This is a genomic window from Carnobacterium sp. CP1 (assembly GCF_001483965.1).
Classification (GTDB): Bacteria; Bacillota; Bacilli; order Lactobacillales; family Carnobacteriaceae; genus Carnobacterium_A; species Carnobacterium_A antarcticum.
In genome coordinates this window covers 221,759-248,509 of record NZ_CP010796.1, presented here as the reverse complement: position 1 = coordinate 248,509, position 26,751 = coordinate 221,759, and the positions used below count along the sequence as shown (strand labels likewise).

Genomic DNA, 26,751 nt, shown 5'->3' with positions numbered 1-26,751 from the left:
TCAAAAACAACTTTATTAGCTGACTATTTTTCTTTTACTAAATCTAAGCTATGCAGACTTTCAGCAATCTGAATAGAATTCCAAGCTGCGCCTTTGACTAAATTATCAGAAACGACCCACATATGGAAACCCAATTTTTCATCTACATCTTGTCTGATTCTTCCTACAAAGGTTTCTTTTTTCCCTACTGCAGTAAGAGGAGTTGGGTACAATTGCGTTGCTGGATCATCTTGTAGTTCTACACCAGGGGCTATACGCAATACATCTTGAATCCCTGCAACAGTAGCACTTTCATCTGCTACTTCGATATAAACTGACTCTGAATGTCCAGAAACCACCGGAACACGAACGCAAGTAGCTGAAACTTTGATATGATCGTCAGACATGATTTTTTTAGTTTCATTGATCATTTTCCACTCTTCATAAGTGTAACCGCCCTCTGCAAAAACATCAATTTGCGGCAATATGTTAAAAGCAATCGGAAAATGCTTTTTATCGCCTCCTGATGGTAATATTTTAGCATCATAAGGTTCATCGTTTAACATGTGTTGTGCTTGTTCTTTCATTTCTTCTAATGCTGCTGCTCCGGCACCGCTAACAGCTTGATAAGTAGAAACAATGATGCGTTTTAAACCATATTTTTTACGGATCGGTTGCAAAGCCACCATCATTTGAATCGTAGAACAATTTGGGTTAGCGATGATTCCGTTATGGTTTTTCATAGCATCTGCATTTACTTCAGGTACAACTAAAGGAACAGTAGGATCCATCCGATAAGCACTAGTATTGTCGATCACAATGGCTCCTCTTTTAACCGCTTCAGGAGCAAATTCTTTTGAAATGTCGCCGCCTGCACTGAATAATGCAATATCTACTCCATCAAATGAATCAGCTGTTGTTTCTTCAATCGTTAGCTCTACATCATTAAAGTATAATTTTTTCCCAGCTGAACGCTTTGATGCAAGCAGTTTGATTTTATTTATAGGCAAGCTTGAGCTTCCTAGCATTTCAATCATTTTAGTTCCAACCGCTCCAGTTGCACCAACTATTGCAATAGTATATCCACTCATTTAAAAGTCTCCTCTACAAATCTTTTGATTAATTTATTCATCACTTTATCTACAAAAGTAGCCAATATATATTTTAGCACAAATAGCGATGAAATCATACAAATCTAGTTTATTCCCTCTTCCCGCTAATTTCATCTACCGAGAAGCTGCTGCTATGCTAAAATAGGTTAGATCCTTACATTCTATGACAGAAAGGAAAAAGAGATGAAAAAAAAGCATAAAATTTTTCTTATCGGTTTATTGATTGTTGCTGTAATTTTTTTATCAGGCATGTTGATACTTCAGAGAGTAACCTATCACCCCTCTGTACAAGCTCTTCAAGCAGCTGCTTCTCAACAAATGTATCATGTGGATGAAACACCAGAGGTCGTTTACTTTGAGCCAATTAAACCTGTTTCTGATACAGCTATTTTATTTTACCAAGGCGCTCTTGTCGAAGAAAAAAGTTACAGTATTTGGGCTTCAAAATTAGCCGAAAATGGTCATTCCGTCTTTTTAATTCGACACCCTTTAAACTTAGCTGTTCTTGCTGCAGATAAAGCTCAAAAAGTGCTGGATGAATATGACATTGGGTCCTATGTTATTGGCGGACATTCGTTAGGCGGTGTTATGGCTAGCCGCTTTGCACATGCACAAATGGAAAACCCTTTAAAAGCTCCTGTCTTAAAAGGTGTTTTCTTTTTAGCCAGTTACCCAGATGAAAAAGGAAGCTTACAAAACAGCTCACTTCCCGTTTTATCGGTCACCGGTTCAAATGACGGAGTGTTAAACCAAGAAACTTACCAAAAAAATAAAGTTTTCTTGCCCCAAAAAACAGTTTATTACGTCATTGAAGGCGGAAACCATGCTGGTTTTGGCAGTTATGGAGCACAAAAAGGCGACTCTTCTCCAGATATCACTAATAATCGTCAACAAGAAGCAGTATTTACAACACTTCAAAATTGGTTGGATACTCTTCCAGAATAATAACGATGAGTCATTGGTATTGATGTGTATGGGCGGAAAACCCGCATTAACTATGGCAGATGAGACACCAGAATGGATTCTAAGGCGATTTATTGCCGCGTCAGTGCGTCTTTATAAGAAAGGCCGGTGTTTTGTTAGTCCTATATTATCATCGCTCTAAGCCGTTGTATTTAGACAAAAGTAAAATCCTCTTTCCGTTTTGGAAAGAGGATTTTTACTTTGATCATTCAGTTTATTTAGTCTTCTTCTTTTTTCAATAAAGCTTTACGAGAAAGATTGATTCTTCCTTGTTTGTCAATTTCAATAACTTTAACATCGATTAATTCATCTAATGCTAGAACATCTTCTACTTTGCCAACACGTTCATTAGCTAACTCTGAAATATGGACTAGTCCGTCTTTGCCTTTAGCAATTTCTACAAAAGCTCCGAATTTTTCAATTCGTTTAACTTTACCTTTGTAAACTTTTCCAATTTCAATATCTTGAGTCAATTCTTTAATAATGTCTTTAGCACGTTTGATCATCGCTGCATCTTCAGAAGCAATACTGATTTTACCTTCTTGATCGATGTCAATTTTCACACCAGTTTCTTCAATAATAGCATTGATTTGATCGCCGCCTCGGCCAATAACTACTTTGATTTTTTCAGGTTTGATTTGCATCATTTCGATTTTCGGAGCGTATTTGCTTAATTCTTTATGTGGTTCAGCAATAGTGGATACCAACTCATCTAAAATCTCTAAACGGGCTTTTTTAGCTTGTGACAATGCTTCTTCTAAAATTTGCGGTGTGATTCCTTGTATTTTAATATCCATTTGAAGAGCTGTGATTCCAGCAGTTGTTCCGGCAACTTTAAAGTCCATATCGCCTAAATGGTCTTCTAATCCTTGAATATCTGTTAAGACCGTATAGTTTTCGCCTTCCATTACAAGCCCCATCGCAATACCAGCTACTGGAGCTTTAATTGGAACCCCTGCATCCATTAAAGCTAACGTGCCTGCGCAAATACTTGCTTGAGAAGAAGATCCATTTGATTCTAAAACTTCTGAGACCAAACGAATCATGTAAGGGAACTCTTCTTCATTAGGAATAACTTGTGATAAAGCACGTTCTCCAAGTGCCCCATGACCAATTTCACGACGACCAGGACCACGATTTGGACCAGTACTGCCGACAGAGAATTGTGGGAAATTGTAATGATGGATGAATCGTTTGCTTTCTTCAATACCTAGGCCATCAATAATTTGGTGTTCTCCAAGTGGAGCCAAAGTAGCGATGGTAAGAGCTTGGGTTTGGCCACGTGTAAATAATCCTGAACCATGCGTTCTTGGCAAGATTCCAATTTCAGATGCTAAAGAACGAATTTCGTCAATCTTACGGCCATCTGGACGAATCTTATCTACAGTGATCAAACGACGAACTTCGTCTTTTTCCATATCTTCAACGATTTTCTTGATTTCTTTGTTGATACGGCCAGCTTCTTCGTGTTCTTTGTATTCCTCTTGGTAGAATAAAATCGCTTCTTCTTTAACGGCTTCAATATTAACTTCACGAGCTAATTTTTCTTCAGTTTTAATTGCTATACTCATTTTTTCTTTATAAGCAGCATTGATTTCTTTTTCTAAATCCGCATCAACTTGTAATAAAGAAACTTCGCTTTTTTCTTTACCTACAGCAGCTTGAATTTCTTCTTGGAAAGCTACTAATTCTTTAATAGCATTATGACCAAAAAGCAATGCGCCTAACATGTCTTCTTCCGAAACTTCTTTTGCTCCGCTTTCAACCATGTTAATAGCTTCTTTAGTACCTGCAACAGTTAAATGGATATCTGAGACTGCTTCTTGCTCAACAGTTGGGTTGATAATATACTCTCCATCAACACGACCTACATCAACACCAGCAATCGGACCATCAAATGGAATATCTGAAATCACTAGAGACAGTGATGACCCAAACATTGCTGCGAAAGACGGTGAACAGTTTTGATCCACTGACATTACTGTATTGGTTACTTGTACTTCATTACGAAAACCATCCGCAAACATTGGACGAATCGGACGATCAATCAAACGAGCGGTCAGCGTTGCTGCTTCACTCGGACGTCCTTCACGTTTGATGAACCCGCCTGGGATTTTACCAACGGAATACATTTTTTCTTCATAATTAACGGTTAACGGAAAAAAATCGACATCTTTTGCTTTTTTACTAGCTACTGATGCTGATAAAACAGCTGTATCGCCGTAACGAATCAATGCTGCCCCGCTTGCTTGTTTAGCTAATTGACCGACTTCGACAGTTAATGTCCGGCCAGCCCACTCTTTAGTAAATACTTGTTTCTTTGTCATATATTGTTGTTCTCCTTTTTCTATCAAACTACGCTCATTTTTCCACACAGACTACTAAACAAATGTCAGCCTTTAAAGAATTAAACACTCACATTTGTATAGTAGGATGGTTGATGATGCGCATTCGTTTGGCATTTTTATACAAAAAATGAAGCGAGATTCCTTCGAACCTCGCTTCTTAAATAGACATACGTTTCTTAACGACGTAAGCCTAGGCTTTGAATCAAATCACGGTAACGGCTAGCGTCTTTGTTACGTAGGTAAGCTAACAAGTTACGACGGTGTCCAATTTTTTTCATAAGTCCACGGTAAGAATGGTGGTCTTTTTTATGAACACGTGCGTGTTCGTTTAAGTGGTTGATTTCTTCAGTCAATACAGCAATTTGCACTTCTGGAGAACCAGTATCTCCTTCGTGTGTTGCGTATGCTTTCATGATTTCGTTCTTTCTTTCTTTAGAAATTGCCATTTCTAAGCACCTCTTTCTTTTAGTTTGTCCTATTACTGAGTAGACGTTGGTGATTCGTTAAACCAAGTAAAGGATTGTGTTTTAAGCACAAGTAAACTTTACATGATGTCGGACATAAATGCAAGCATTAATCTATGGTTTTCTTATTTGTATTGAGCAGTCAATTCTAAAATAATATCACGTAGATTAGCTGCTTTCTCAAAGTCTAATGTTTTTGCAGCTTCATGCATTTCAGCTTCCATTTTCATGATCAATTCTTTTCTTTCTTTTTTCGATAAACTAGCTACTTTTCCAGAAGTCAATTCCCCTTCTTCTCCACTTACAGCTGTTGTAATAGAAATCAAATCACGAACTTCTTTAACGATAGTCGTTGGTGTAATGTTGTGTTCTTCGTTGTACGCTACTTGGGTTGCGCGACGTCTTTCCGTTTCTCCTATAGCGCCTTTCATAGAATCCGTTACTTTATCAGCGTACATAATAACTTTCCCGTTTTGATTACGGGCCGCTCGTCCAATCGTTTGAACCAAAGAACGCTCACTTCTTAAGAAACCTTCTTTATCTGCATCTAAAATCGTTACCAGTGATACTTCCGGCACATCGATCCCTTCACGAAGTAAGTTAATACCTATCAAGACATCATAAACCCCTAAACGCAAATCACGAATAATTTCGGTCCGCTCCAGGGTCTTGATATCGCTATGCAGATACGCTACTTTAATGCCGACCTCTTTTAGATAATCCGTTAAATCTTCTGACATTTTTTTAGTTAACGTCGTAACAAAGACACGCTCATTTTTCTCAATACGGTCATTTATTTCGCTGATCAAATCATCAATTTGTCCTTTGATCGGACGCACTTCAATAATCGGATCCAACAAACCTGTAGGCCGAATGATTTGTTCAACGACTTCAGGGGTTCTTTCCAATTCATAAGGACCAGGTGTCGCTGAGATGTACATGATCTGATTGACGTGTTTTTCAAATTCTTCTAAACGCAAGGGTCTGTTGTCTAATGCACTCGGCAAACGGAAACCATATTCTATTAAACGCTCTTTTCTCGCTCTGTCGCCGTTATACATTCCTCTGATTTGCGACATAGTGATATGGGACTCATCGACTACAATCAAAAAATCATCCGGGAAAAAGTCCATTAACGTATATGGTGCTTGACCAGGCTCGCGTCCATCCATATGTCTGGAATAGTTTTCTATTCCAGAACAGTAACCCATTTCTAAAAGCATTTCTAAATCGTAATTGGTACGCTGTTCCAATCGCTGAGCTTCTATCAATTTATCTTCTGAACGCAAAACTTTCAACCGGTCTTCTAATTCAGCTTGTATGGTTTTAACTGCATTACGTGTTTGTTCATCATTAGCAACAAAGTGAGTCGCTGGAAAAATCGGCACATGTTGCACATCAGCTTTAACTTCTCCGGTCAAAACATCTACTTCACGAATCCGATCGATTTCATCACCAAAAAATTCTACACGGATAGCTTCACTGTCTCGCGATGCCAAGAAAATCTCAACAACATCGCCTCGCACACGAAAACGTCCCCGTTGAAAATCAATGTCATTTCGTTCAAATTGCATATCTACTAGACGACGCAGCATCTCATCACGGTTCATTTCTGCACCAACACGGATAGATAATACGTGATCACGATAATCAAGCGGGTTCACTAATCCATAGATACATGAAACAGAAGCAACGACAATCACATCACGCCGTTCCAATAACGAACTAGTTGCAGAATGGCGTAATTTATCAATTTCATCGTTAACACTTGATTCTTTCTCAATAAAGGTATCGCTAGAAGGGACATAAGCTTCTGGTTGATAATAATCATAGTAACTGACAAAGTATTCGACTGCGTTATTAGGGAAAAACTCTTTAAATTCTCCATACAATTGACCTGCTAATGTTTTATTGTGAGCAATCACAAGAGTCGGCTTGTTCACTTCTTGAATGACATTCGAAACAGTAAATGTTTTGCCTGTACCCGTTGCGCCCAATAAAGTTTGCTCTTTTTTTCCTTCTTCAAGGCCTTTGACTAATTCTTTAATGGCATTGGGCTGGTCTCCACCAGGTTGGTAATTCGATACGAGTTTAAAACGATCTTTCTCCATGATTACTTTTCACTTCCAGTCATTTTTTCTCTCTTATTAGGTTAAGAATAGCAGCATTATGTTATTTCTATCTTTTCATTCTACCACTGAACATGTGTTCTTACAACTCTAAAGCTACTGCCTATTAAAAACACACTTAGAGGGTTTCTCTAACTATCTATCCCTTAAATCAGTTCGTCAGAAAGAACCAAAAAGACAAAAAAATAAAGCTATAACAATTGGAATCCCAATAGTTACAGCCATACTCTTTTATTCATATAGAACTAACGACAATTATTTTTTAGCTAATTTAGCTGTTAAACGAGATTTGTCACGGTTAGCTTTATTTTTATGAATCAATCCTTTTGATGCAGTCATGTCTATAGCTCTGATTGCTTCTTTGTGTAAAGCCTCAGTATCTTCGCTTCCAGCTTCAACAGCTTGAACAAATTTTTTCACAGCAGTACGCATAGCGCTCTTTTGCACATTGTTTTCTAAAGCTGATTTTTCTGAAGTACGGACACGTTTGATTGCAGATTCGATGTTTGGCATTTGATTCACCCCACTTTCAATTAATTACAACTTAAAATAGATTATTCTAGTTGTTTCCAACACTTAATCATTATACATAATGCCTGGCTTCATTGCAATATAAACTGTAAAGTTTTTTTACTTGATAGCTTAAACGGCAAGTGACGATTTTAATTTCTTTAACGGCCGCCTGAAAACTGCAAAACAAATAATTCGAATTGCATTTCGCGATTTCCTTGGCCAGTCTTTAAACGGTATTCCGCTTCAATTAAACCGTTATAGGCCTCCAATAACGCTTGCTCTTTGAATTTTCTCATTTGCTGAATTCCTAATTTCACCCGGTAAGGATGCACTTTCAAGAGTTTAGCAATGTCTCCTTGTTGGTATCCTTTTTTTTCAAGTATTTTAATTTGAATCAATAAACGAAACTGAGTGGTCATAATCGCGTTGATTTTTATGGGATCTTCTTTTTGCAATAACAAGTCTTGATATAAATTAAGTGCTGAACCGACATCCTTTTTCAAAACATATTCATTTAATGCAAAAATATTTTGTTCCAATGATTTAGCGACTAATTCGTTGACAGCTTCTTTAGTGATCAATTTGGTGTCTTGTCCGAAAAGAAACAATTTTGGCAATTCCGCCATTGCAACTGAAAGTTTAGCATCTGTTAATTGAATGAACAATTCAAAAGCTTCCGGAGATATTTTAAACCCTTCATTTTCAATGGTATCTTTTAAATAGTGCCGCATTTCTTTTTCTGATAACGCTGCAACTTCGATCAAAGTAGCCGTTTTTTTCAGTAATTTCGTAATTTTTTTGCGTTCATCTAACTTTTCATAAGGGGCAAAAACGACTAAAACGGTTGTATCAGAAGGATGATTCAAGTATTGTTCAAACCATTTTATATCGTGTTCAACTTTTGATTTGGTTCTTTCACCGGTTAAAAAAAGAGGACGATCAATGATAACTAATCGATGATCTCCAAAAAAAGGGATGGACTCTGCATCGTCTAACGCTACTCCAAGCGGGACTTCTTCCATATCATAAGCGCCAAAATTCAAATCAATCTCGTCCTCTTTTAAGATGGATTGAATAAATGTGTCTCTGGCAATTCCAGCTAAATATGATTCTGTTCCTAATACTAAATAAACTGGAGCGCTCTCGCCTTTTTTTAGTTTGGCTATTTCTCTTGCAAAATCCAACGCATTCCACCACTTTCTTGTTCTTCTCTCATGGTACAAAGCTAGGATTGAATTTGCAAGTTCTTTTTTTATTTCAAAATCGTTTGAATGGTTTCTAAATACATTTTCTGGTTTAGTTCTAAGTAACGATAATGAATTGCGCCGTTAAGATCTGTTCGGTAAACTTTTGCTCCAACTTCTTCAATACGCTGCAGCACTTCTTCATTAGGATGTTTGAAGCGATTGTTTAACCCGCATGAAATCAAAGCCAATTTTGGGTCTAAGGTTTCGATAAACAGCTTGCTGGAAGAAGTTTGACTGCCATGATGCCCAACTTTCAAAATATCTGCTCTTAAATAAGGGTATTGTTTTAATAAGTTCTTTTCCCCGCTTTCTTCCAAATCGCCAGTAAACAACCACAAAAAAGATCCAATTTTACCATAAACCACCATTGAATCATTGTTTTCCCCTGCTCCTGACGAGAAGGGCCACAATACCATTAATGACTGATTCAGCATAGTGATGCTTTCCTTAGAGGCCAAAACTTCCTGCATTAACGTTCCCTTTTCCGCCAATTCTAAGACCGTAGTACGAAAAGCAGCTTTCTGTGTTGTTCCAGCTGGAAATAACAATTCTTTTACTCGGATAGTCTGGGCTAGCTCACGTAAAGCGCCAGCGTGGTCTTCATCACCGTGGCTAATAAAGACTTGATCCAACGAAGTGATTCCGTGAGACTTTAATACAGGTATTAATACACGGCTCGCAACTGTGGTCTGTCGTTCTCTTAGCTGCCACTTTTCTTTTTCAAACAGCAAGGAGCCTCCAGTATCCATTAAATAATGCCCTTTCCCAAAAGGATCTTTCATTAGAATAGCGTCTCCTTGGCCAACATCGACTATAATGACTTCGCCAAAAGGTGAATACTTTTGATAAAAGACAAAAACGAATAACGTCATCGCTACTAAAAAAACGCTATAGATTCGCTTCTTTTTAACTTTTTGATCAGCTTCTAACGTGATAAGAAAAAAGATAAGAGACAATGTCAGTAAAACGGTTAATGTCAAGGGTACTCTGCCAGTAACAATCACAGCAAACGGAAATTTGCTGAACCATTGGACAAGCCACTCAACTGCTTCAATCAATAAGCCGACTGCGTGTAAGATGCTTTGATAAAACGGAAAAGGAAACAAAATAAACGATAGAAAAAACAGCAAGATAAATAAAGGTAACAGCACCCATGTAAACACTGGAACAAAAATCAAGTTGGTCAGCACACCTATCCATGAAAACTCAAAAAAATGAAAAGATAAGATAGGAATCGAAACCAGCACCATCAAAAAAGAAATCATCAAACTCGTGATCAATGCTGGTCTTGAGCGATTCAAAAAAGATGATGAGAGCAGCAATAAAACCAGGCTCAATAAGTAGCTTAACTGAAACCCGACTGAGTAGATTTGATAAGGGTTGAGGACTAACGCAGATAGGAGCGTCCAAGACCAAACATCTAAACTAGAAATTGACCAGCGGAAATGAGAACTAGCCAGCAAGATCAATCCCATAACCAAGGAACGATACACACTCGTTCCCCAGCCAGCTAAACTACCATAGAAAGGCAAAAGCAGCAGCATCCAATAAAAGGTCGTTTCTTTAGTGACGCCTATCCGCCAGAAACAATAAACCAATCCCGTTAAAAAAAACTGGATATGTAAACCTGAAATGCTTAATAAGTGAACAATTCCGATATTTTTAAAGTTTTGCATAATCGTTTGATCTAATGCGCCTATATCTGCAAAAAGAAGCGTTTTTACATAGCTAGCTATTTTAGGTGTCATTCGCTGATCGATATGTGTTAAGACAGCTTTCCTTAGTTGTTTGAAACCGACTCTTTCTAAAATGGATGGTTCTGATTGCGGTACTTCCTCAATCGTTTCTGCGTTCAATATCCAATGAATTTTTTTTCGATATAAAAAACTACGGTAATTGAATTGGTATTGGTTACGATTGTTTTCTGGCACGGACAACTCGCCATTGATCTTAAGCAACACTTCAGCTGGCAAGGATTGCCATTGGATTTTTTCTGTTTCGGTTAACAACGTATAAAAAACAACCAACTTTTCTGATACTTGCTGGTTAGTTGGAGTTGCTTGTACTGTTCCATAAAACTGTACTCGATCCCCATCTATTTTCAGTGTAGCTGTATCTACTTTCATAAAAAAAGATTGTTCGTTTGATGACAAAGTTGTTCGATTCGTCCATTGATGAATATTAGTGATGAAAGCAATAAAAACCGCTAAAAGAAGCGTACCTAAAAGAAGGTTTCGTTTATGAGTTGCACATATTCTAAAAAAAAGAAGAACCAACAACAATAGACTAAGCCAATGCCCTTGTGTCAAAACGGTTACGGTCACCAATAAGCAAAAAATAGCCGCAAACAAAAAATAATCTTTCATTCTGTTGTGTCCGAGTTCAGCAAGTTATTACCGATTGGCATGGTTTTAAAACGCTAATTCCTTAAAAAAGTTCTCTGGTAAAGAGACCTTTTGACATTGAACGTGGGCTTGTTCAATTAAATTTAACGCATAAGGATTATTGTGGTAATCCTCTAAGTAATAAATTTTTTTGATACCTGCTTGAAGAATCATCTTAGTACATTGAAGACAAGGAAAATGAGTCACATAAATTTCCGCTCCTTCTGTTTGTGCACCAAATTTAGCACATTGTAGAATAGCATTCATTTCAGCATGAATGGTTCTTAAACAATGTCCATCAACCACGTAACACCCTTCATCGATACAATGAATGTCCCCACCAACTGAACCATTGTATCCGCCAGCAATGATTCTTTTTTCCCTGACGATCGTTGCTCCTACTGTTAATCTCTTACAAGTACTTCTTAATGAAAGTAGTAAGCTTTGCGACATAAAATATTGATCCCACGGAATCCTTTCTATCATAACCATTCCTCCAATTAATTTTCTTTAACCTGTCTTGATAAAATCACTCTCTACCTGACATTTCATTCAGTATACAAAAGCCTTTCTTACTTTTCAATCACTCTTTAATCAAGAAACACTTTATTCAGCGCCCACTGTAATAAAAGCTTCCAATGCTTCAAATGTTTTTTCGCCAATGCCGGACACTTCTTTTAATTCTTCTGTCGTTTTAAAAGAGCCATTTTCTTGCCTATATTGTAAAATTCGTTCAGCTTTTTTTTCACCAATTCCGGATAAAGTTTGCAATTCTTGAATCGTTGCTTTGTTAAGATTTACTTTTCCGCCAGCTTCTTCGACCGCTTCTTCAGGAGTCACGATCGTAACCGTTTGATTTATTGTTTCATCTTCTGCTGCTCCTGTTTCAGGAATAATGATCATCATTTGGTCGGCCAATTTTTGTGCCATATTAACCCCATTTTGATTTGCTGTGGGCAACAGTCCGCCTGCTAAAGCAATCACATCGATCAACCGCAAATCTGATTGGATTTCATACACGCCTGGAAGATGAACAGCACCTTTTATATCCACATAAATAGTCTTTGTCTCATCCGTTTTATTTCCTCCCTCTTCTGAAGAAGCAGCCTCATTTGTATCCGTCTCTTCCCTACCCTCTAAACGAGTTGAATCTTCTAAATAATTTGTTAAAACATCAGTACTTTCAACGTTAGCGGGTTTCATAAAAGCGACTGCTGCTAAAACTCCTAATACAATCATTATCCCTATTCCTAAACTTATGATACTGATTAACCAGTACTTCTCCTTCCATTTCTTTAGCAGCACATTCATTCAGATGGCCTCCTTTCATTCTTTTCTTCTTTTATTAACTATCTGTATTTTTATGCTCTTTCTTTTAATTTTTAATCTCTAATCTTTGTTTTTTTGTTGTCTGTTGTAGTATGGTTAAAAAAAGGAGTGGTATATATGAAAGTCAAAAAACAATTTTTTATGTATTTAGCATTTGCTATTATGATCACTGTCAATGCATTAGCCAATATTCTTCCGCTTAATGGCTATCAAACCGGCGAAATTTCAAATCTATATCCTGTTTTATTCACCCCAGCTGGTTACGTCTTTAGTATTTGGAGTGTTATCTACATTGGGCTTTTTTTATGGTTGCTGAGCTTTAGCATGAAAAAGCAACGTTTGTCCAATGCGCAATATGGGGGATTTCTAGTTACTTGTTTATTTAATGCACTATGGATCATTGCTTGGCACTATTTATACGATGGTTTGGCTTTACTGATCATTACAGGTTTATTAGTAAGCATTTTTTATTTATATCAAACGCAACGTCATAAAAATAAATCGACATTAATGTTGTTGCCAATTTCCCTTTATCTTGGTTGGATCATCGTTGCTACTCTCACTAACTTAAGTTATTGGCTGGTAGCTTCTATTGAGATTGGTGCCTCATTTCAATTCGCCTTGACTTATGTACTCTTTGTCTTAACAACTGTTCTGGCTTTCAGCATTCTTTATTTCTTGAAAGACTGGGGAATAATAGCGGTTTTTATTTGGGCAATGATTGGCATTTTTGTTAAAAATCAAGCTGCTCATACTACCTTAGCTCTCACAGTGCTTGGTTTAACCATTTTAATCGGTATTGCAGCTCTTGGTTACTGGTGGTGGGTTCGTAAAAAACAAACACCAAAATATCACTTTTAATAAAAAAATCCCGCTAAACTGAAAACGGTTTAACGGGATTTTTTTATTGCTTTTATTTCAATTCTTTTAAATAATCAATTGCATCTTGAAAGCTTTTAACGGGTACAACAGTCATCTCTGTACCAATCTCTGCTGCGGCTTTTAATGCCTCTTGGTAGTTCGATTGTAAAGCAGGATACTGTTTTCGGATGACTGGGTCAATGGTGTCATCTGGTGCAAAAAAAATCGTTGCTCCTTCTTTATCAGCTGCGGCCACTTTCTTTTCAATACCGCCGATTCGACCAATTGTTCCATCAGGAGAAATCGTTCCTGTCCCTGCTATCTCTTGTCCTTGACGCAAATCTTCCCCAACCAGTTGCGTATAGACTTGTAACGCAAACATAAAACCTGCTGAAGGTCCGCCAATTTCGTCTGTCTTAATGATGACGGGAATAGCCGTTTCAATGGTTGTGTGATCGACCAAACTGATTCCTAAGCCAGGTACCTTTTGTTCCATCTCCATCAACGGAGCAGTAACTACGCCCGCTATGCCATCGCGCTGATAAGTAACGGTTAGATCCTGCCCAATCTTTTGCTGTTTGACATAATCCATGAATTCTGCGGAGCTTTTAAATGTTTGTCCATCCAAAGCGCTTACCGTATCTCCGATTTCCAGCTTTCCGGCAAAACCAGAACCTGGCAAAATGGACATAACATAAATGCCGTTATACGTTAATGTATACGTTTCTCCAGCTGTTTGATAAGCTAATTCGATTGCTGCATTAATTGAACTGTCCATATAATACTTTTGCAAGTTATCGTATTCTTCACTCGTAGTCGTCATTCCAAAAAGTTCTTCTTCAGTTACTCCTTCATGAAAGGGCAAATATTTCATCCAGTATGTTAAAGGGGTCGCTTGCCTAATCGAAACTGTTGTCAGCATATAACTTCCTGCATTTTTGTCTTTCTGGTTGTTCACTTCGATGAGTTCAGACAAATGAACAGCTGAGCCAGGTGCTTCAATATAGTAGGGCAACGGTAAAAAAAATCCTAAAATAATCAGCAAAATTAAACTAACCCATCCGATTCGTTTTAAAACCGTTTGTTTTTTCATTTTACTCATCCTTTACGTAACAAGATTGGCTTAAAGTATAAAACCTCTAGTTTTATGCTTCAGTATTGTTGTATTTTTCTTTAACAGCGTGGTTTACATTAGCAGGAACCAGTTCAGAAATATCCCCTCCAAAAGAGGCCACTTCTTTGATTAAACTTGAACTTAAAAAGCGGTATTTTTCTGAAGCCATTAAGATGACTGTCTCAATTTCAGCATCTTGTAATTTATTCATAGCGGCAATATTCATTTCATATTCAAAATCTTGTATGTTACGTAAACCGCGAATCATTGCATCTGCTCCAATTTGTTGGGCTAAAGAAATCGTCAATCCACCTGAGTGCTCCATTACTTCTACATTTCCAATATGGGCAACAGCCTGCTGGATCAATTCCATTTTTTCGCCAGTATTAAATAAAGATTTTTTTGAAGTATTCGTTGCTACAGCAATAACAACCCGGTCAAAAACTTTTGCTGCTCGTTCAACCGTGTCTACATGACCATTTGTAAACGGATCAAAACTTCCTGGAAAAAGCGCTACTTTAGACATCTGCCACGACTCCTTCTTCACTTACTTGATACATAACAATTTTACTAGCTCCGTAAATTTCAGTCCTGAATGCTTTAGCTCTGTTAATTTCTACCGGCAAATCGACCTTTCGTCCCACTTCGCAAATAATCAATGCTTGATTTGTTAAAAGATTTGCAGCCATGATTTTTTCTATTTGTTTTACAATATCTTGTTCCATATAAGGCGGATCTAGAAAAAGCAAATCAAACGTTCTTTTTTTACTGGCCAATGCTTCGATACTTCGATTAGCATCATTTCTAAAAACTTCAAATTTAGCTGGTTCTTTTGTCATCGTGATATTTTCTTTGATGGTTTTAATGGCTGCTGGACTTTGATCGACTAAAACAGCATGGTCGCATCCTCGTGAGACAGCTTCAATAGATAAACTGCCGCTTCCAGCAAATAAATCCAAACAGTTTCCTCCGTCAAAATAAGGACCAATAATATTAAACAATGATTCTTTTACTTTATCAGTTGTCGGTCTCGTATTTATACCAGGAACTGCTTTTAATTTTCTTCCGCCATACTCGCCTGAAATCACTCTCATCTAACACCGTTCCTTTTCCACTAATTTTTTCTCTAAAAAAGGGTGATAGTTGCTATCACCCTTTTAACTGCTCTTATTTTCTATCAGACATGTCATTAATTGCCAAGGGATCTTCCTTGATTTCTACTACACCCTCAGCCTCTTTTCTAGGAGCTATTTTTTCGAGAGTCTCTTTAAAATCCATATTGATCAGTGGTCTGTAAGAGGGTTCTACTTGTCGAACAAAATGTAATTCTTTGATTTTCTTTTCTGTCATTTCCATATCTGAACGGTTGATGTAAATAACAACGTATTTCATTTTTTTTGATACATAATGAATAAGACCAAATCGTTTTAATGTTTTTAAATGCCTTAAACTGTAGACCCACACAATCAAGCCTTGACGTTCATTCAGAACTAACTCCATATCCACCCTCCTTATGCAATCCTCGTTCTTTCCTTTTTACTCTGAAAAGCATTCCCTGTTCACTCACTATTTTCTGCTTCTTTATCTAGCATCAAAAGAACTTCTTGACTACGAAATGAAATTCCAAAACGCTTCATTTCCGGATCCGTTAATAATCTACGCTGATTCTCTAGACTGAACCAAAAAGTCGTCAGCCAAGTAGAATCAGCCGATTGGTCAAAATATAAAACACGAGTATCAGCTACTTTAACTTGTTCCATTTCCAACTTCATTTGAATCTGCTCGCTTGTTAATGGCGGATAATCACCCAATTGAGTTTCTTCAGTTGTTGCGTCTTCTTCAATAAACGCTTCAATTTCCGAATCATCATCAAGTGTTCCTTCGCTAGACGATTTTTCTTCATCTAGTTGTTTCTGAACTTCAGCATTGTCCTTCTCAAGTAAATCAGCAGCGTAAAGTTTTTCTTGATAAGAAAAAACACTATCTGCAATTGATGAGAGTTCTTCACTATAAACGAGTTCTGGAATCTCATAACGCTGCCGCAAGTTATTGAGTATTTCTAAAATTTCTCGGTGATTGCTTGCGTAAATATCATTTAGTTCTTCATCTTGATGCTTTACAGGAGGCACCGGCGTTTGCGAAGCAATTTCGTAAACACCTAGTTGTAATAAAGAACGTTTATCTAAATAGCGCACAGCATTCACTTCATTTGTTTTCCGGTCAACCATCAAGATAGCAAATGTTTGATTTTCGAAAGAAATTAAAGGATGGAAATTCAAATCATTTTCCGATAATTCAAGCATGTACGTTTCTTCTTGATAATCAATAGAGAACGTGGGATAAAACATAGCGATTTGGTAAATTTCAGTAACGTCCATTCCTATTTGAAAAGGAGAGACGTCTAATTGAGAACCTAAGACAAAGACGTTTGTAATTTTGCCTTCGTGAGAAACTCCTATTTGAAAATAATCTTGCTCATCTTCTCCGTAGACCCACCAGTCATATCCATAGGCTGTTTGGTCGATCCGCAAAGGTTCACCATATTTTTCTTGAATAGTCTCAATCGCTTTTCCCATGTACTCTCCCATTCCTGCTTCAGGGAGAGTATCTTGTTTAAGAAGAGTTGATTGATTAGAATTGCTTTCTTTTTTAACCTCTTGCAGTTTAGTTTTTTGTGTAATGATTTCAGAAGGACTGTTGGATGCGATTTGAGGAACCCAGTATATTAACATCATCAAGAGAATAAAAATGGGTAGAGCTCTCAAAATAGTTTTCATCCTATTGGCCTCCTTGCTAGTTTCTTAAGAGCTTATTTTGCAATCATTTCAATCAATAAGTCGCCTGTTTCAATTACGTCGCCTGACTCCACATAAATTTGATCAATGACTCCATCGAAATTAGCTTTGATAGTCGTTTCCATTTTCATTGCTTCAGTAATAACAATAGGTTCTCCTTGGCTAACACGGTCTCCTTTTGCTACTAATACTTCGATAACTGAACCTGGCATGGTTGCTCCGATATGCTCTTTGTTCGTTGGTTCAGCTTTTCTACGGACTGCGGCTGTACTTGTAATGCTAAAATCTTTTACAACTACTTCTCTGCCTTGTCCATTTAAGTCAAAGTAAATAATACGATTTCCTTCCGAATCCGGCTCACCGATTTGATTCAATTTGATAATAAGAGTTTTTCCTTTTTCAATTTGAACTTCAATCGATTCCCCTGTTCGCATACCATGGAAGAACGTTACCGTATCTAACACCGTCACATCACCAAATTGTTCATAATTATTACGGTAATCTAAAAAGACTTCTGGATACATGATGTAACTAAGCACGTCTTCGTTTGATGGTTCTTGTCCTATTTTGTCCGCTAATTCTTTTTTTGTCTTTTCAAAGTCAACCGATTTTGCTAAACTTCCTGGTCGAACCGTGATAGGTTGTTTGCCTTTTAAAACGATTTTTTGTAGTTTTTCTGGAAAACCGCCAGTAGGTTGTCCTAAATCTCCCATGAACAAACTAATAACCGATTCAGGGAAATCAATCTCCATCCCTTTTTCATAGACATCTTTTTCGGTCAATTTATTTTGAACCATGAACAAAGCCATATCGCCCACAACTTTGGAAGAAGGCGTCACTTTAACAATGTCACCAAACATTTGGTTCACGACAGCATACATTTCCTTTACATCATCCCATTTGTTTTCCAAACCAACAGCTTTGGCCTGTTGCTGCAAATTGGTGTATTGTCCACCAGGCATTTCATGTTGATAGACTTCTGTTTGAGGCGAATTGACTCCATTTTCAAAATCACTGTAACGTGTCCGTACATCCTCCCAGTAATGGTTGATTTGTTGGGCGTTTTCGATATTGAATGTCGGGCAGCGCTCAGCATCTAATAAGGCATAGTACAAACTATTCATACTAGGTTGGCTAGTCGCCCCGCTCATCGCGCTCATAGCTACGTCCACAATATCTACTCCTGCTTTGACAGCTGAAGCATATGTGAAAATACCATTGCCGCTCGTATCATGAGTATGCAAATGAATCGGCAGATCAACACTGGCTTTTAATTCGCTAATCAAACGATAAGCGGCTTGTGGTTTTAAGATTCCAGCCATATCTTTGACTGCAATAATATGAGCTCCTTGGTTTTCTAATTCTTTAGCCATTTGTTTATAGTATTCGACAGTATATTTGTCTCTTGCCGGGTCATTGATATCCCCTGTATAACAAATGGCTGCTTCTGCAATTTTACCCGTATCGCGGACAAATTGAATGCTTTTTTCCATTTGTGGAATCCAATTTAAGCTATCAAAAATACGGAACACATCAATTCCATTTTTTGCCGCTTGTTGGATAAAGGCTTCAATCACATTATCAGGATAATTTTGATACCCTACAGCATTGGATCCTCTAAATAACATTTGGAGTAAGGTATTCGGCATCTTCTCTCTTAATTTGCTTAAACGTTCCCATGGGTCTTCATTTAAGAATCGATAAGCAACATCAAAAGTAGCTCCTCCCCACATTTCTGATGAGAATAATTGCGGGATCGCTTTTTCAGTTTCCTCAGCAATCGCTAAAAAGTCTTGAGTTCGTACACGAGTAGCTAGTAAACTTTGATGTGCATCTCTAAAGGTTGTATCTGTTAATAAAACTTCTTTCGAATGATTGACCCATTCTACTACTGCATCTGCTCCTTGTTGATCAAGAATGTTTTTTGCACTCTTATACCCTTCATCTAATAAAACCAAATGCTTTGGTTTTCTAGCTGGTTCATAAAATTTCTTTTCGGCATTCTCAATTCCAGGAAATCCATTGACAGTGATATTGCTAATGTATTTCATGGTTTTATTTCCTCTATCACGTACCTTTGAAAATTTAAATAATTCTGGTGAAGTATCAATAAACGTCGTTTTTGCTTCGCCCGTTAAAAAGATAGGATGAGAAATAACATTTTGCATAAAAGGTATATTGGTTTTCACTCCGCGAATTCTAAATTCTTTTAAAGCTCGTTCCATTTTTTGAACGGCTAATTCAAACGTTGAAGCATGTGTACAAGCTTTAACAAGCAATGAATCAAAGAACGGCGAAACAACCGTACCTTGGAAACCATTTCCTGCATCTAGTCGAATACCGAATCCACCTGGCGAACGGTACGTATCAATTTTACCTGTATCAGGCAAGAAATTATTTAGCGGATCTTCTGTTGTGATCCGGCATTGAATAGCTGCTCCGATCAACGGAATATCTGCTTGTTCCGGAATATGAATATCTTTATGCAAATCTAAACCTTGCGCAATTTGAATTTGAGCTTGGACAATATCGATTCCTGTAATCATCTCAGTAATAGTGTGTTCCACTTGGACACGCGGATTGACTTCAATGAAGTAAAATTCCGAACCTTCCAATAAAAATTCGACGGTTCCTGCATTAACATAGCCTACGTGTTCCATCAATTGAACAGCCGCTTGACACATCCTATTGCGAAGATCATCTGAAATGGACACGCACGGTGCGACTTCAACTACTTTTTGATGACGCCTTTGAACAGAACAATCGCGTTCGTATAAATGAATCACGTTCCCATGAGTATCTCCTAATATTTGAACTTCAATATGCTTTGGATCACGAATATAGCGTTCCACATAAATTTCATCGTTCCCAAAAGCCGATTTAGCTTCGCTGCGTGCACGTTCAAAACTGTCTTTGACTTCCTCTGCAGAGTGAGCGACACGCATACCTCGACCGCCACCGCCAAGAGTCGCCTTGATCATGATCGGATAGCCATGTTTTTCACCAAAGGCTTTCACTTCTTCCAAACCAGCAACCGGTCCGTCAGATCCTGGAATGGATTGGATTCCTGCTTGAATCGCTGCTTCTTTTGCTTTGATTTTATCGCCAAAAATATCTAAGTGGTACAATTTTGGGCCAATAAACGTAATACCTTCTTCTTCACAACGTTTAGCGAACTCAATGTTTTCAGATAAAAAACCATATCCTGGATGGATGGCATCTGCTCCAGCATCCTTCGCGATTCGAATCATATCTTCAATATCTAAATAGGCTTCAATCGGTTTTTTGCCTTTTCCAACTAGATAAGCTTCATCTGCTTTAAAACGGTGAACCGACCCTTCGTCTTCTTGTGCGTAAACAGCGACAGTTCCAATATGTAGTTCTGTTAAAGCTCTAAATATCCGGATCGCTATTTCTCCACGATTTGCTACTAAAACTTTCTCCATTTCCCCACTCCTCATATACTTTTTTTTATTGATTCGTTTATCTTAACGAATCAAGTCTATCTAGGCAAATATTAACAAAAAATGCCTCTATGTTAAGAGGCATTTTTATTTGTGTGTGTTAAACAAAAAACAGTCTCTATTTTGCATTTTTTTCATTCTGTCCGCGCATTTTATTTAACGCACTAACATTCAGGATCAAACCTATTGAAATTGTTAATACCAGCGTGCTGGAGCCCCCGTAACTTATAAAAGGGAATGTTACTCCAGTTATGGGAAGCAATCCTAGCACTCCTCCCAAATTGATGGAACCTTGTATTAAAAACATGGTAGCTATTCCAATACAAAGCAACGACCCAAAGGGATCTTTCGTCCGGATAGCAACAAGGTAAATTCTTAGGACTAAAAAGATGAAGAGCCCTAAAACAAACAATACACCAATTAAGCCTAGTTCTTCACCTAAAATCGAAATAATAAAGTCTGTGTACGGCTCAGGCAGATAACCTGTTTTTTGTACACTTTGTCCAATACCAACGCCAAAAAGTCCTCCGCGACTGAGTGCATAATACGAATTGACCAGTTGCAATCCAGCGCTTTGCGATACTTCAAAAGGATCCCAAAATGCCAAAAACCGATCGTATTGATAAGGCTGGAGAAAAGGCAGCTTTGTTCCGAAAATCTGTACCAATTCTACCACACCTAGAATAACAGTTATTCCTAATGCACCCATTGTGATGCCTAATTTAGTAGAAACACCACTAGCAAAAATCATAATAACACCGATAACTAAAATGATAGCCGCTCCGCCTATATCAGGCTGAATAGCAATCAATAATAAGATAGTCCCAAATAAAATAATCGGCTGCTTCATTGAAGACCAGAAATTATGGACGATTTGATATTGTCTTCGCGAAAAGATGTACGCAAAATACCAAATAACAGCTATTTTAGCAAACTCAGCTGGTTGAATGCCAACAGGACCAATATCTAACCAACCCTTTGCTCCATTTATTTCTTTTCCGAAAATGAGCAAGTATACTAACAATCCTACAATCAACCCAATAGCACACATAATTATCTTTCTATGTTTTAAGTTGTCGTATTTTAATAAGAAGATAAACAAGCTAAGCACTAAACCCATTCCTACAAATGCAGCTTGCTTAATAAAATAATATTCCGGATTATTGTATTGACTAATGGCAATGTAACTACTTGAACTGTAAACCATTAAAACACCAAATACGGAAAGAACCAAATATGGGATAAAAATATAATAGTCTAGATATTTCAGTTTTTTCATATCAACGGCTAAAAGAAGCCTGTGGCCTCCTTTATTTTTCTGATTTTTATTTTTTATAACTCGCTGACTATTCACGAACCTTCTTCTGATGTAACAGTTTCATTATATCAACAAAACGACCATCCAACAATATCAAAGATTAGGATTTTCTAATTAGTTCTCTTTCCTCTTCGTGATAACGGTTACTTTTATAATAAAAAAAGATTTCAAGAACAAAATTTCTTGTCCTTGAAATCTTTTTCAACATCCTTAGCCGTTTTGTGATGCTTTGTTTTTCTTCGCAGATTTTTCACGTTCACCTTTGTTCAAAACACGTTTACGTAAACGTACAGACAACGGTGTGATTTCACAATATTCATCATCAGCAATAAACTCTAATGATTCTTCTAAAGTCAAATGACGTGGAGCTTTGATAACGTTTGTTTGGTCTTTATTGGCTGAACGAACGTTAGTTTTTTGTTTAGCTTTTGTGATATTGACCGTGATATCATTTTCACGAGCATTTTCTCCTACGATCATACCTTCGTATATTTCAGTAGCTGGTTCGATAAAGATCGTTCCACGATCTTCAACTCCCATAATTCCGTAAGTGGTAGCTTTTCCTGTTTCAGTTGAAACTAAAGCACCGTGACGACGTCCACCGATTTTATCTTTGATACGCGGCAAGTATTGATCGAATGTGTGGTTCATGATTCCGTAACCACGTGTCATTGATAGAAACTCTGTCGAGTAACCGATCAAACCACGAGCAGGAGCTAGGAAAGTCAAACGGATTTGACCATTTCCATTGTTGACCATGTCTTGCATTTCGCCTTTACGTGCACTTAGTGATTCAATAATAGATCCCATATATTCTTCTGGAGTATCAATTTGAACCAATTCAAACGGCTCACATTGAACGCCATTAAAATCTTTAAGGATAACTTCAGGACGTGAAACTTGAATTTCATACCCTTCACGACGCATGTTTTCAATCAAAATAGAAAGATGCAACTCTCCACGACCGGAAACGATCCATACGTCAGGAGAATCAGTGTTTTCTACCAATAAAGAAACATCGGTATGCAACTCTGCCATTAGGCGGTCTTCAATTTTACGAGAAGTAACCCATTTTCCTTCACGACCAGCAAACGGTGAGTTGTTTGCTAAGAAAGTCATTTGCAATGTTGGTTCATCAATATGCAAAATTGGTAATGGTTCTACATGATCAATCGGTGTTACTGTTTCTCCAACAAAGATATCTTCCATACCTGATACTGCAATAAGTTCCCCTGCTTTTGCTTCGTTTATTTCGACACGTTGCAAACCAAAGAATCCATATAATTTAGTTACACGGAAGTTCTTAGTTGAACCGTCTAACTTGCTTAACGTAACTTGGTCTCCGACTTTAATGGTTCCGCGGAACACACGACCAATACCAATACGTCCAAGATAATCACTATAATCTAATAGAGATACTTGGAATTGAAGAGGCTCGTCACTATTATCAATCGGTGCAGGAATCTCTGAAATGATTGTGTCAAAGACATAATCCATTGTTGGTTCCTGTTCTTCTTTGTTATCTGTTAATCCGCTTGTTCCGTTCATTGCAGAAGCATAAATAACTGGAAACTCTAATTGTTCATCGTCTGCTCCTAATTCAATAAATAATTCAAGTACTTCATCTACAACTTCAGCAGGACGAGCAGCATCTTTATCGATTTTGTTTACTACAACGATAGGAGTCAATTTTTGCTCTAACGCTTTTTTTAATACAAAACGTGTTTGAGGCATCGTACCTTCATAAGAATCGACTACCAAGATAACACCATCAACCATTTTCATAATCCGTTCAACTTCTCCACCGAAATCCGCGTGACCAGGTGTGTCCATGATATTAATGTGAGTGTCTTTGTATTTTACAGCAGTGTTTTTTGCTAAAATAGTGATTCCACGTTCTTTTTCAATGTCATTTGAATCCATTGCTCTTTCAGCTAATTGGTTATGTGAATCCAATGTATCCGATTGTTTCAACAACTCGTCTACCAATGTTGTTTTACCATGGTCGACGTGGGCAATAATGGCTACGTTTCTAATATCTTCTCTTTTTTTCATTAATCTATTCCTCCAAGATTCTTCTCGTTATTTCAATGCTTCTGATTCGCTATCTATCAATATAAAAATTATTCAATCCAATTTATGCACTTGAACTTTTCATAAGTTTTTGCACAATTCAGAATGAAAACGCATTGAAAACTTATGAAGACAACTATCAACTTGTCTAGTCTAACATTAAATCAACCCTTTGAAAAGAAAAAAATCTATGAGAACGGTATATTTTTATTATTTTTTTATGCAACCGCTTCATTATCCAGCTTCATAGCAATAGGCCGCCTGCCAGCTATTCACCCTGAAGCCAGCTTTCTCACTAATTTTGATCCACATCTCTATATTTCAATGCGTTGAGCCCTATTTATTTAATTTCGTTACGGTAAATGTCTGTTACTTCTTTATGCACTGCGGGCGTAGCTACAATCGTAGCATTTTTATTTAACAAATCGATCGGTTGACCATCCAATTGAGTGTAGAGCAATCCAACTTCTTCTGCAATAATTTTGCCTGCCGCGATATCCCAAGGAGCTAACGACGCTCCTAAGTAAGCAACCAATCTTCCTGTAGCAACATGGACTGTTTCAAGCCCAGCAGAACCAATCATTCGTACTCCGCTACTGGTTTTTCCGATTTTTTTTGCTGCTTCATTATTTTCTTTAGACATTAAACGATAGCTGATAGCAACCAAGCCTTGACCCAAAGCTTTATCTTCTACTCTAGGCAGTTTCTGATCATTTAGATAAGCCCCTTGTCCTTTGTAAGCAGTGTAGAGTTCATCTCGCATAACATCATAGATATACCCTGATTGGCCTACACCATCTTCATAAATACTGATCATTATTGCAAAATCATTTTGCTGATTCACGAAATTTAACGTTCCATCAATTGGATCTATTATCCATACGATGCCCTTCAAATCCGTCATTTGATGTCCCGAACCTTCTTCGCCTAATACCCGCTCTTCAGGAAAATAGCGATTGATTTTCTGAATAAAAAACTGTTCGATTTCTTTATCAATGTTTGTCACCAAGTCTGTTCGGTTTGTTTTTTCTTGAACAATAAGTTCATTGTTAAAGGAATTTTTGCTAATTGCTGCAGCTTCCTTGATCCATTCTTTGATCAAATGATCTCTTTTTTCTATTTGCTCCAAATGCGCACTTCCTTTCTTTTTTTCAACACACTAGTCGGCAATTTCTTAATCAGCGATTTTCTAAACGAAAGGTTTTTTTATTCGTACCTTTTGCTTCTTTCACCGCTTGATAAAGAGAATAACCAGAAACAGCTTCAAACTCTCGACCCCATTTTTTTTCTTCTCCAATAGAGGGAATGACTTCTTTAAATTTTTGGTATTTTGTTAAAAATTCTTGGGTACTTATTCCCGCTTCATAAGCTAATTCTACTGCCCGCCATAAATTGATGACATCTGTCATCTCTGTTCTTGACCATTCATAATCCATTGGATAGCTATAACTTTTATTGTCCATCGTTTTCTCTCCTATCCTTTTTCAATCCAATCCAATTGCTGCCTAATTTCCTTAGCCACTGTAACTAGTTCTTTTTTCTCAGAATCCGAAAAAACAAATCCTGTAGCTTTACGAATGCCATTTTCTCCTAACGAAACCGGAAGAGCTAAAGGAATATCAGATAAGCCTTCAATATCTCCTAAATGCACTAGGGGAACGATTGCTTCTTCGTTGTTCAATATGAATTGAACCAATTTAATCAAAGCGGAAGCATCTGTAAAATACGATTCAGCTTTTTCTGAAAAAAGTGTTCGTTCCAAAACTTTTTGTTCCATTTCAAACATATCTTCTTGATCAACACCGCTGTTTGGATCCATTGTTAAACTTAAAATGGGATTTCCGCCTACGTTTGATCGGCTCCAAGCAGCTATTTTATGTTTTCCCGAACTTCCGCCAATAATAAATGCATTGACATCTCGTAATGAAACAAGCATTTTTTGGCTTAGCAACTGTTGCAAAAACATCGAATCAATATAAGTACCTAATCCAAAAATCCGTTCTTTAGGAAGTCCCGAAAACTTCCATACTAGATAAGTAAAAATATCTGTTGGTTCAGTCGCAATTAAAATTAAGCCACTAAACTGGTTAGCCATAGCTTGGTTGATGATCTTTCTGACCAATAAGATATTTCTTCTTAAAAAGCTGGACTCTGTTTCATCCTCCATTTTTTCTTCTGTTGCCGTTATGACTAAAATATCTGTATCTTGAAAATCTTTCTCATTGCCAACAACAAATGAACCAGTCGAAAATAAAGACGTTGCATACTTTAGATCCATTACAGTTTCTTCTTTCAAATGCGGCAATCGAAAAAAAGTCACTTCTCTTAATTTTAATTTCATCATGCTTAAGAAGCCAAATTGATAAGCTGTCTCGTTTGTACCAGCAATCATTATTTTTTTATTTCGATTTTCCCTCACTTTATCTCCTCCGATAATACCAATAAATTAGAATGAATTCTATTTATAACCTTTAACTAAAAAACTCCTTGGTTTTATTATACCAAACTCTAGATTGATTAGGTTATTTTTAACTTTCAGCCTTTGGCTAGCCTTTCCTTAAATACAAAAAAAGCCCTTATTCACTATAGAATAAAGGCCTTTTTTCAGTCCAAACACGTCTTTATTGGAACAATGAAGACGACTAAACCATTAGGATT

General features: G+C 37.3%; 22 protein-coding genes. 2 read left to right on the top strand and 20 right to left on the bottom strand.

Annotation, left to right across the window (positions count from 1 at the left end):
- Positions 1 to 23 precede the first annotated feature (23 nt).
- Positions 24 to 1,070 carry an aspartate-semialdehyde dehydrogenase gene (locus NY10_RS01335; protein ID WP_058918299.1) on the bottom strand — a complete coding sequence of 349 codons (1,047 nt, stop codon included), beginning with the start codon at positions 1,068 to 1,070 and terminating at the stop codon, positions 24 to 26.
- A 204-nt stretch (positions 1,071 to 1,274) separates the two neighbouring features.
- Here NY10_RS01335 and NY10_RS01330 point away from each other — a divergent pair, with 204 nt between their 5' ends.
- Positions 1,275 to 2,036: an alpha/beta hydrolase gene (locus tag NY10_RS01330; protein ID WP_058918298.1), complete on the top strand. Its 762-nt coding sequence runs from the start codon at positions 1,275 to 1,277 to the stop codon at positions 2,034 to 2,036.
- Positions 2,037 to 2,272: 236 nt separating this feature from the next.
- On the opposite strand, the gene pnp is transcribed toward NY10_RS01330, so the two are convergent.
- From pnp to NY10_RS01290, 8 genes are all read right to left on the bottom strand, one after another.
- Positions 2,273 to 4,381 carry a polyribonucleotide nucleotidyltransferase gene (gene pnp / locus NY10_RS01325; RefSeq protein WP_058918297.1) on the bottom strand — a complete coding sequence of 703 codons (2,109 nt, stop codon included), beginning with the start codon at positions 4,379 to 4,381 and terminating at the stop codon, positions 2,273 to 2,275.
- 197 nt (positions 4,382 to 4,578) lie between these two features.
- Complete coding sequence (rpsO, locus tag NY10_RS01320; protein WP_058918296.1) at positions 4,579 to 4,848, bottom strand: 30S ribosomal protein S15; 270 nt, start codon at positions 4,846 to 4,848, stop codon at positions 4,579 to 4,581.
- A 143-nt stretch (positions 4,849 to 4,991) separates the two neighbouring features.
- Positions 4,992 to 6,977: an excinuclease ABC subunit UvrB gene (gene uvrB / locus NY10_RS01315; protein ID WP_058918295.1), complete on the bottom strand. Its 1,986-nt coding sequence runs from the start codon at positions 6,975 to 6,977 to the stop codon at positions 4,992 to 4,994.
- 273 nt (positions 6,978 to 7,250) lie between these two features.
- The gene (gene rpsT / locus NY10_RS01310) at positions 7,251 to 7,508 is read right to left on the bottom strand and encodes a 30S ribosomal protein S20 (protein ID WP_058918294.1); all 258 of its coding nucleotides are present in this window, start codon (positions 7,506 to 7,508) and stop codon (positions 7,251 to 7,253) included.
- Between the two features lie 158 nt (positions 7,509 to 7,666).
- Positions 7,667 to 8,692 carry a DNA polymerase III subunit delta gene (gene holA / locus NY10_RS01305; RefSeq protein WP_058918293.1) on the bottom strand — a complete coding sequence of 342 codons (1,026 nt, stop codon included), beginning with the start codon at positions 8,690 to 8,692 and terminating at the stop codon, positions 7,667 to 7,669.
- Positions 8,693 to 8,760: 68 nt separating this feature from the next.
- On the bottom strand, positions 8,761 to 11,121 hold the full coding sequence (locus tag NY10_RS01300) for a DNA internalization-related competence protein ComEC/Rec2 (protein WP_082664147.1): 2,361 nt from the start codon (positions 11,119 to 11,121) through the stop codon (positions 8,761 to 8,763).
- A gap of 45 nt (positions 11,122 to 11,166) precedes the next feature.
- Entirely contained in the window at positions 11,167 to 11,622 is a 456-nt protein-coding gene (locus NY10_RS01295; RefSeq protein ID WP_058920188.1) for a ComE operon protein 2, read from the bottom strand.
- A gap of 123 nt (positions 11,623 to 11,745) precedes the next feature.
- Positions 11,746 to 12,378 carry a ComEA family DNA-binding protein gene (locus tag NY10_RS01290; RefSeq protein ID WP_156413244.1) on the bottom strand — a complete coding sequence of 211 codons (633 nt, stop codon included), beginning with the start codon at positions 12,376 to 12,378 and terminating at the stop codon, positions 11,746 to 11,748.
- A 207-nt stretch (positions 12,379 to 12,585) separates the two neighbouring features.
- Here NY10_RS01290 and NY10_RS01285 point away from each other — a divergent pair, with 207 nt between their 5' ends.
- Positions 12,586 to 13,329, top strand: a complete 744-nt coding sequence (locus tag NY10_RS01285) for a TspO/MBR family protein (RefSeq protein ID WP_058918291.1) — start codon at positions 12,586 to 12,588, stop codon at positions 13,327 to 13,329.
- Between the two features lie 52 nt (positions 13,330 to 13,381).
- Here the strand turns inward: NY10_RS01285 and NY10_RS01280 are convergent, their stop codons facing one another.
- The 11 genes from NY10_RS01280 to NY10_RS01230 all read right to left on the bottom strand — a co-directional run bounded on the left by NY10_RS01280 (position 13,382) and on the right by NY10_RS01230 (position 26,512).
- The gene (locus tag NY10_RS01280; protein ID WP_058918290.1) at positions 13,382 to 14,422 is read right to left on the bottom strand and encodes a SepM family pheromone-processing serine protease; all 1,041 of its coding nucleotides are present in this window, start codon (positions 14,420 to 14,422) and stop codon (positions 13,382 to 13,384) included.
- Positions 14,423 to 14,474: 52 nt separating this feature from the next.
- Complete coding sequence (gene coaD / locus NY10_RS01275) at positions 14,475 to 14,969, bottom strand: pantetheine-phosphate adenylyltransferase (protein ID WP_058918289.1); 495 nt, start codon at positions 14,967 to 14,969, stop codon at positions 14,475 to 14,477.
- Complete coding sequence (gene rsmD / locus NY10_RS01270; RefSeq protein WP_058918288.1) at positions 14,962 to 15,537, bottom strand: 16S rRNA (guanine(966)-N(2))-methyltransferase RsmD; 576 nt, start codon at positions 15,535 to 15,537, stop codon at positions 14,962 to 14,964. Before rsmD ends, coaD begins: the two co-directional genes overlap by 8 nt.
- Before the next feature lie 73 nt (positions 15,538 to 15,610).
- Positions 15,611 to 15,943: a YlbG family protein gene (locus NY10_RS01265; RefSeq protein ID WP_058918287.1), complete on the bottom strand. Its 333-nt coding sequence runs from the start codon at positions 15,941 to 15,943 to the stop codon at positions 15,611 to 15,613.
- 59 nt (positions 15,944 to 16,002) lie between these two features.
- Positions 16,003 to 17,220 carry a CAP-associated domain-containing protein gene (locus NY10_RS01260; protein WP_058918286.1) on the bottom strand — a complete coding sequence of 406 codons (1,218 nt, stop codon included), beginning with the start codon at positions 17,218 to 17,220 and terminating at the stop codon, positions 16,003 to 16,005.
- A gap of 32 nt (positions 17,221 to 17,252) precedes the next feature.
- On the bottom strand, positions 17,253 to 20,684 hold the full coding sequence (locus tag NY10_RS01255; RefSeq protein WP_058918285.1) for a pyruvate carboxylase: 3,432 nt from the start codon (positions 20,682 to 20,684) through the stop codon (positions 17,253 to 17,255).
- Between the two features lie 136 nt (positions 20,685 to 20,820).
- Positions 20,821 to 21,981, bottom strand: coding sequence for an FtsW/RodA/SpoVE family cell cycle protein (locus tag NY10_RS01250; protein WP_058918284.1), 1,161 nt, complete (start codon positions 21,979 to 21,981; stop codon positions 20,821 to 20,823).
- Between the two features lie 249 nt (positions 21,982 to 22,230).
- A complete protein-coding gene (typA, locus tag NY10_RS01245; protein ID WP_058918283.1) occupies positions 22,231 to 24,075 on the bottom strand; it encodes a translational GTPase TypA in 1,845 nt (614 codons plus the stop codon).
- A 358-nt stretch (positions 24,076 to 24,433) separates the two neighbouring features.
- A complete protein-coding gene (locus tag NY10_RS01240) occupies positions 24,434 to 25,222 on the bottom strand; it encodes an inositol monophosphatase family protein (RefSeq protein ID WP_058918282.1) in 789 nt (262 codons plus the stop codon).
- A 49-nt stretch (positions 25,223 to 25,271) separates the two neighbouring features.
- Positions 25,272 to 25,556, bottom strand: a complete 285-nt coding sequence (locus NY10_RS01235) for a UPF0223 family protein (RefSeq protein WP_058918281.1) — start codon at positions 25,554 to 25,556, stop codon at positions 25,272 to 25,274.
- Between the two features lie 11 nt (positions 25,557 to 25,567).
- Complete coding sequence (locus tag NY10_RS01230) at positions 25,568 to 26,512, bottom strand: lactate/malate family dehydrogenase (protein ID WP_231726754.1); 945 nt, start codon at positions 26,510 to 26,512, stop codon at positions 25,568 to 25,570.
- Positions 26,513 to 26,751: the final 239 nt, after the last annotated feature.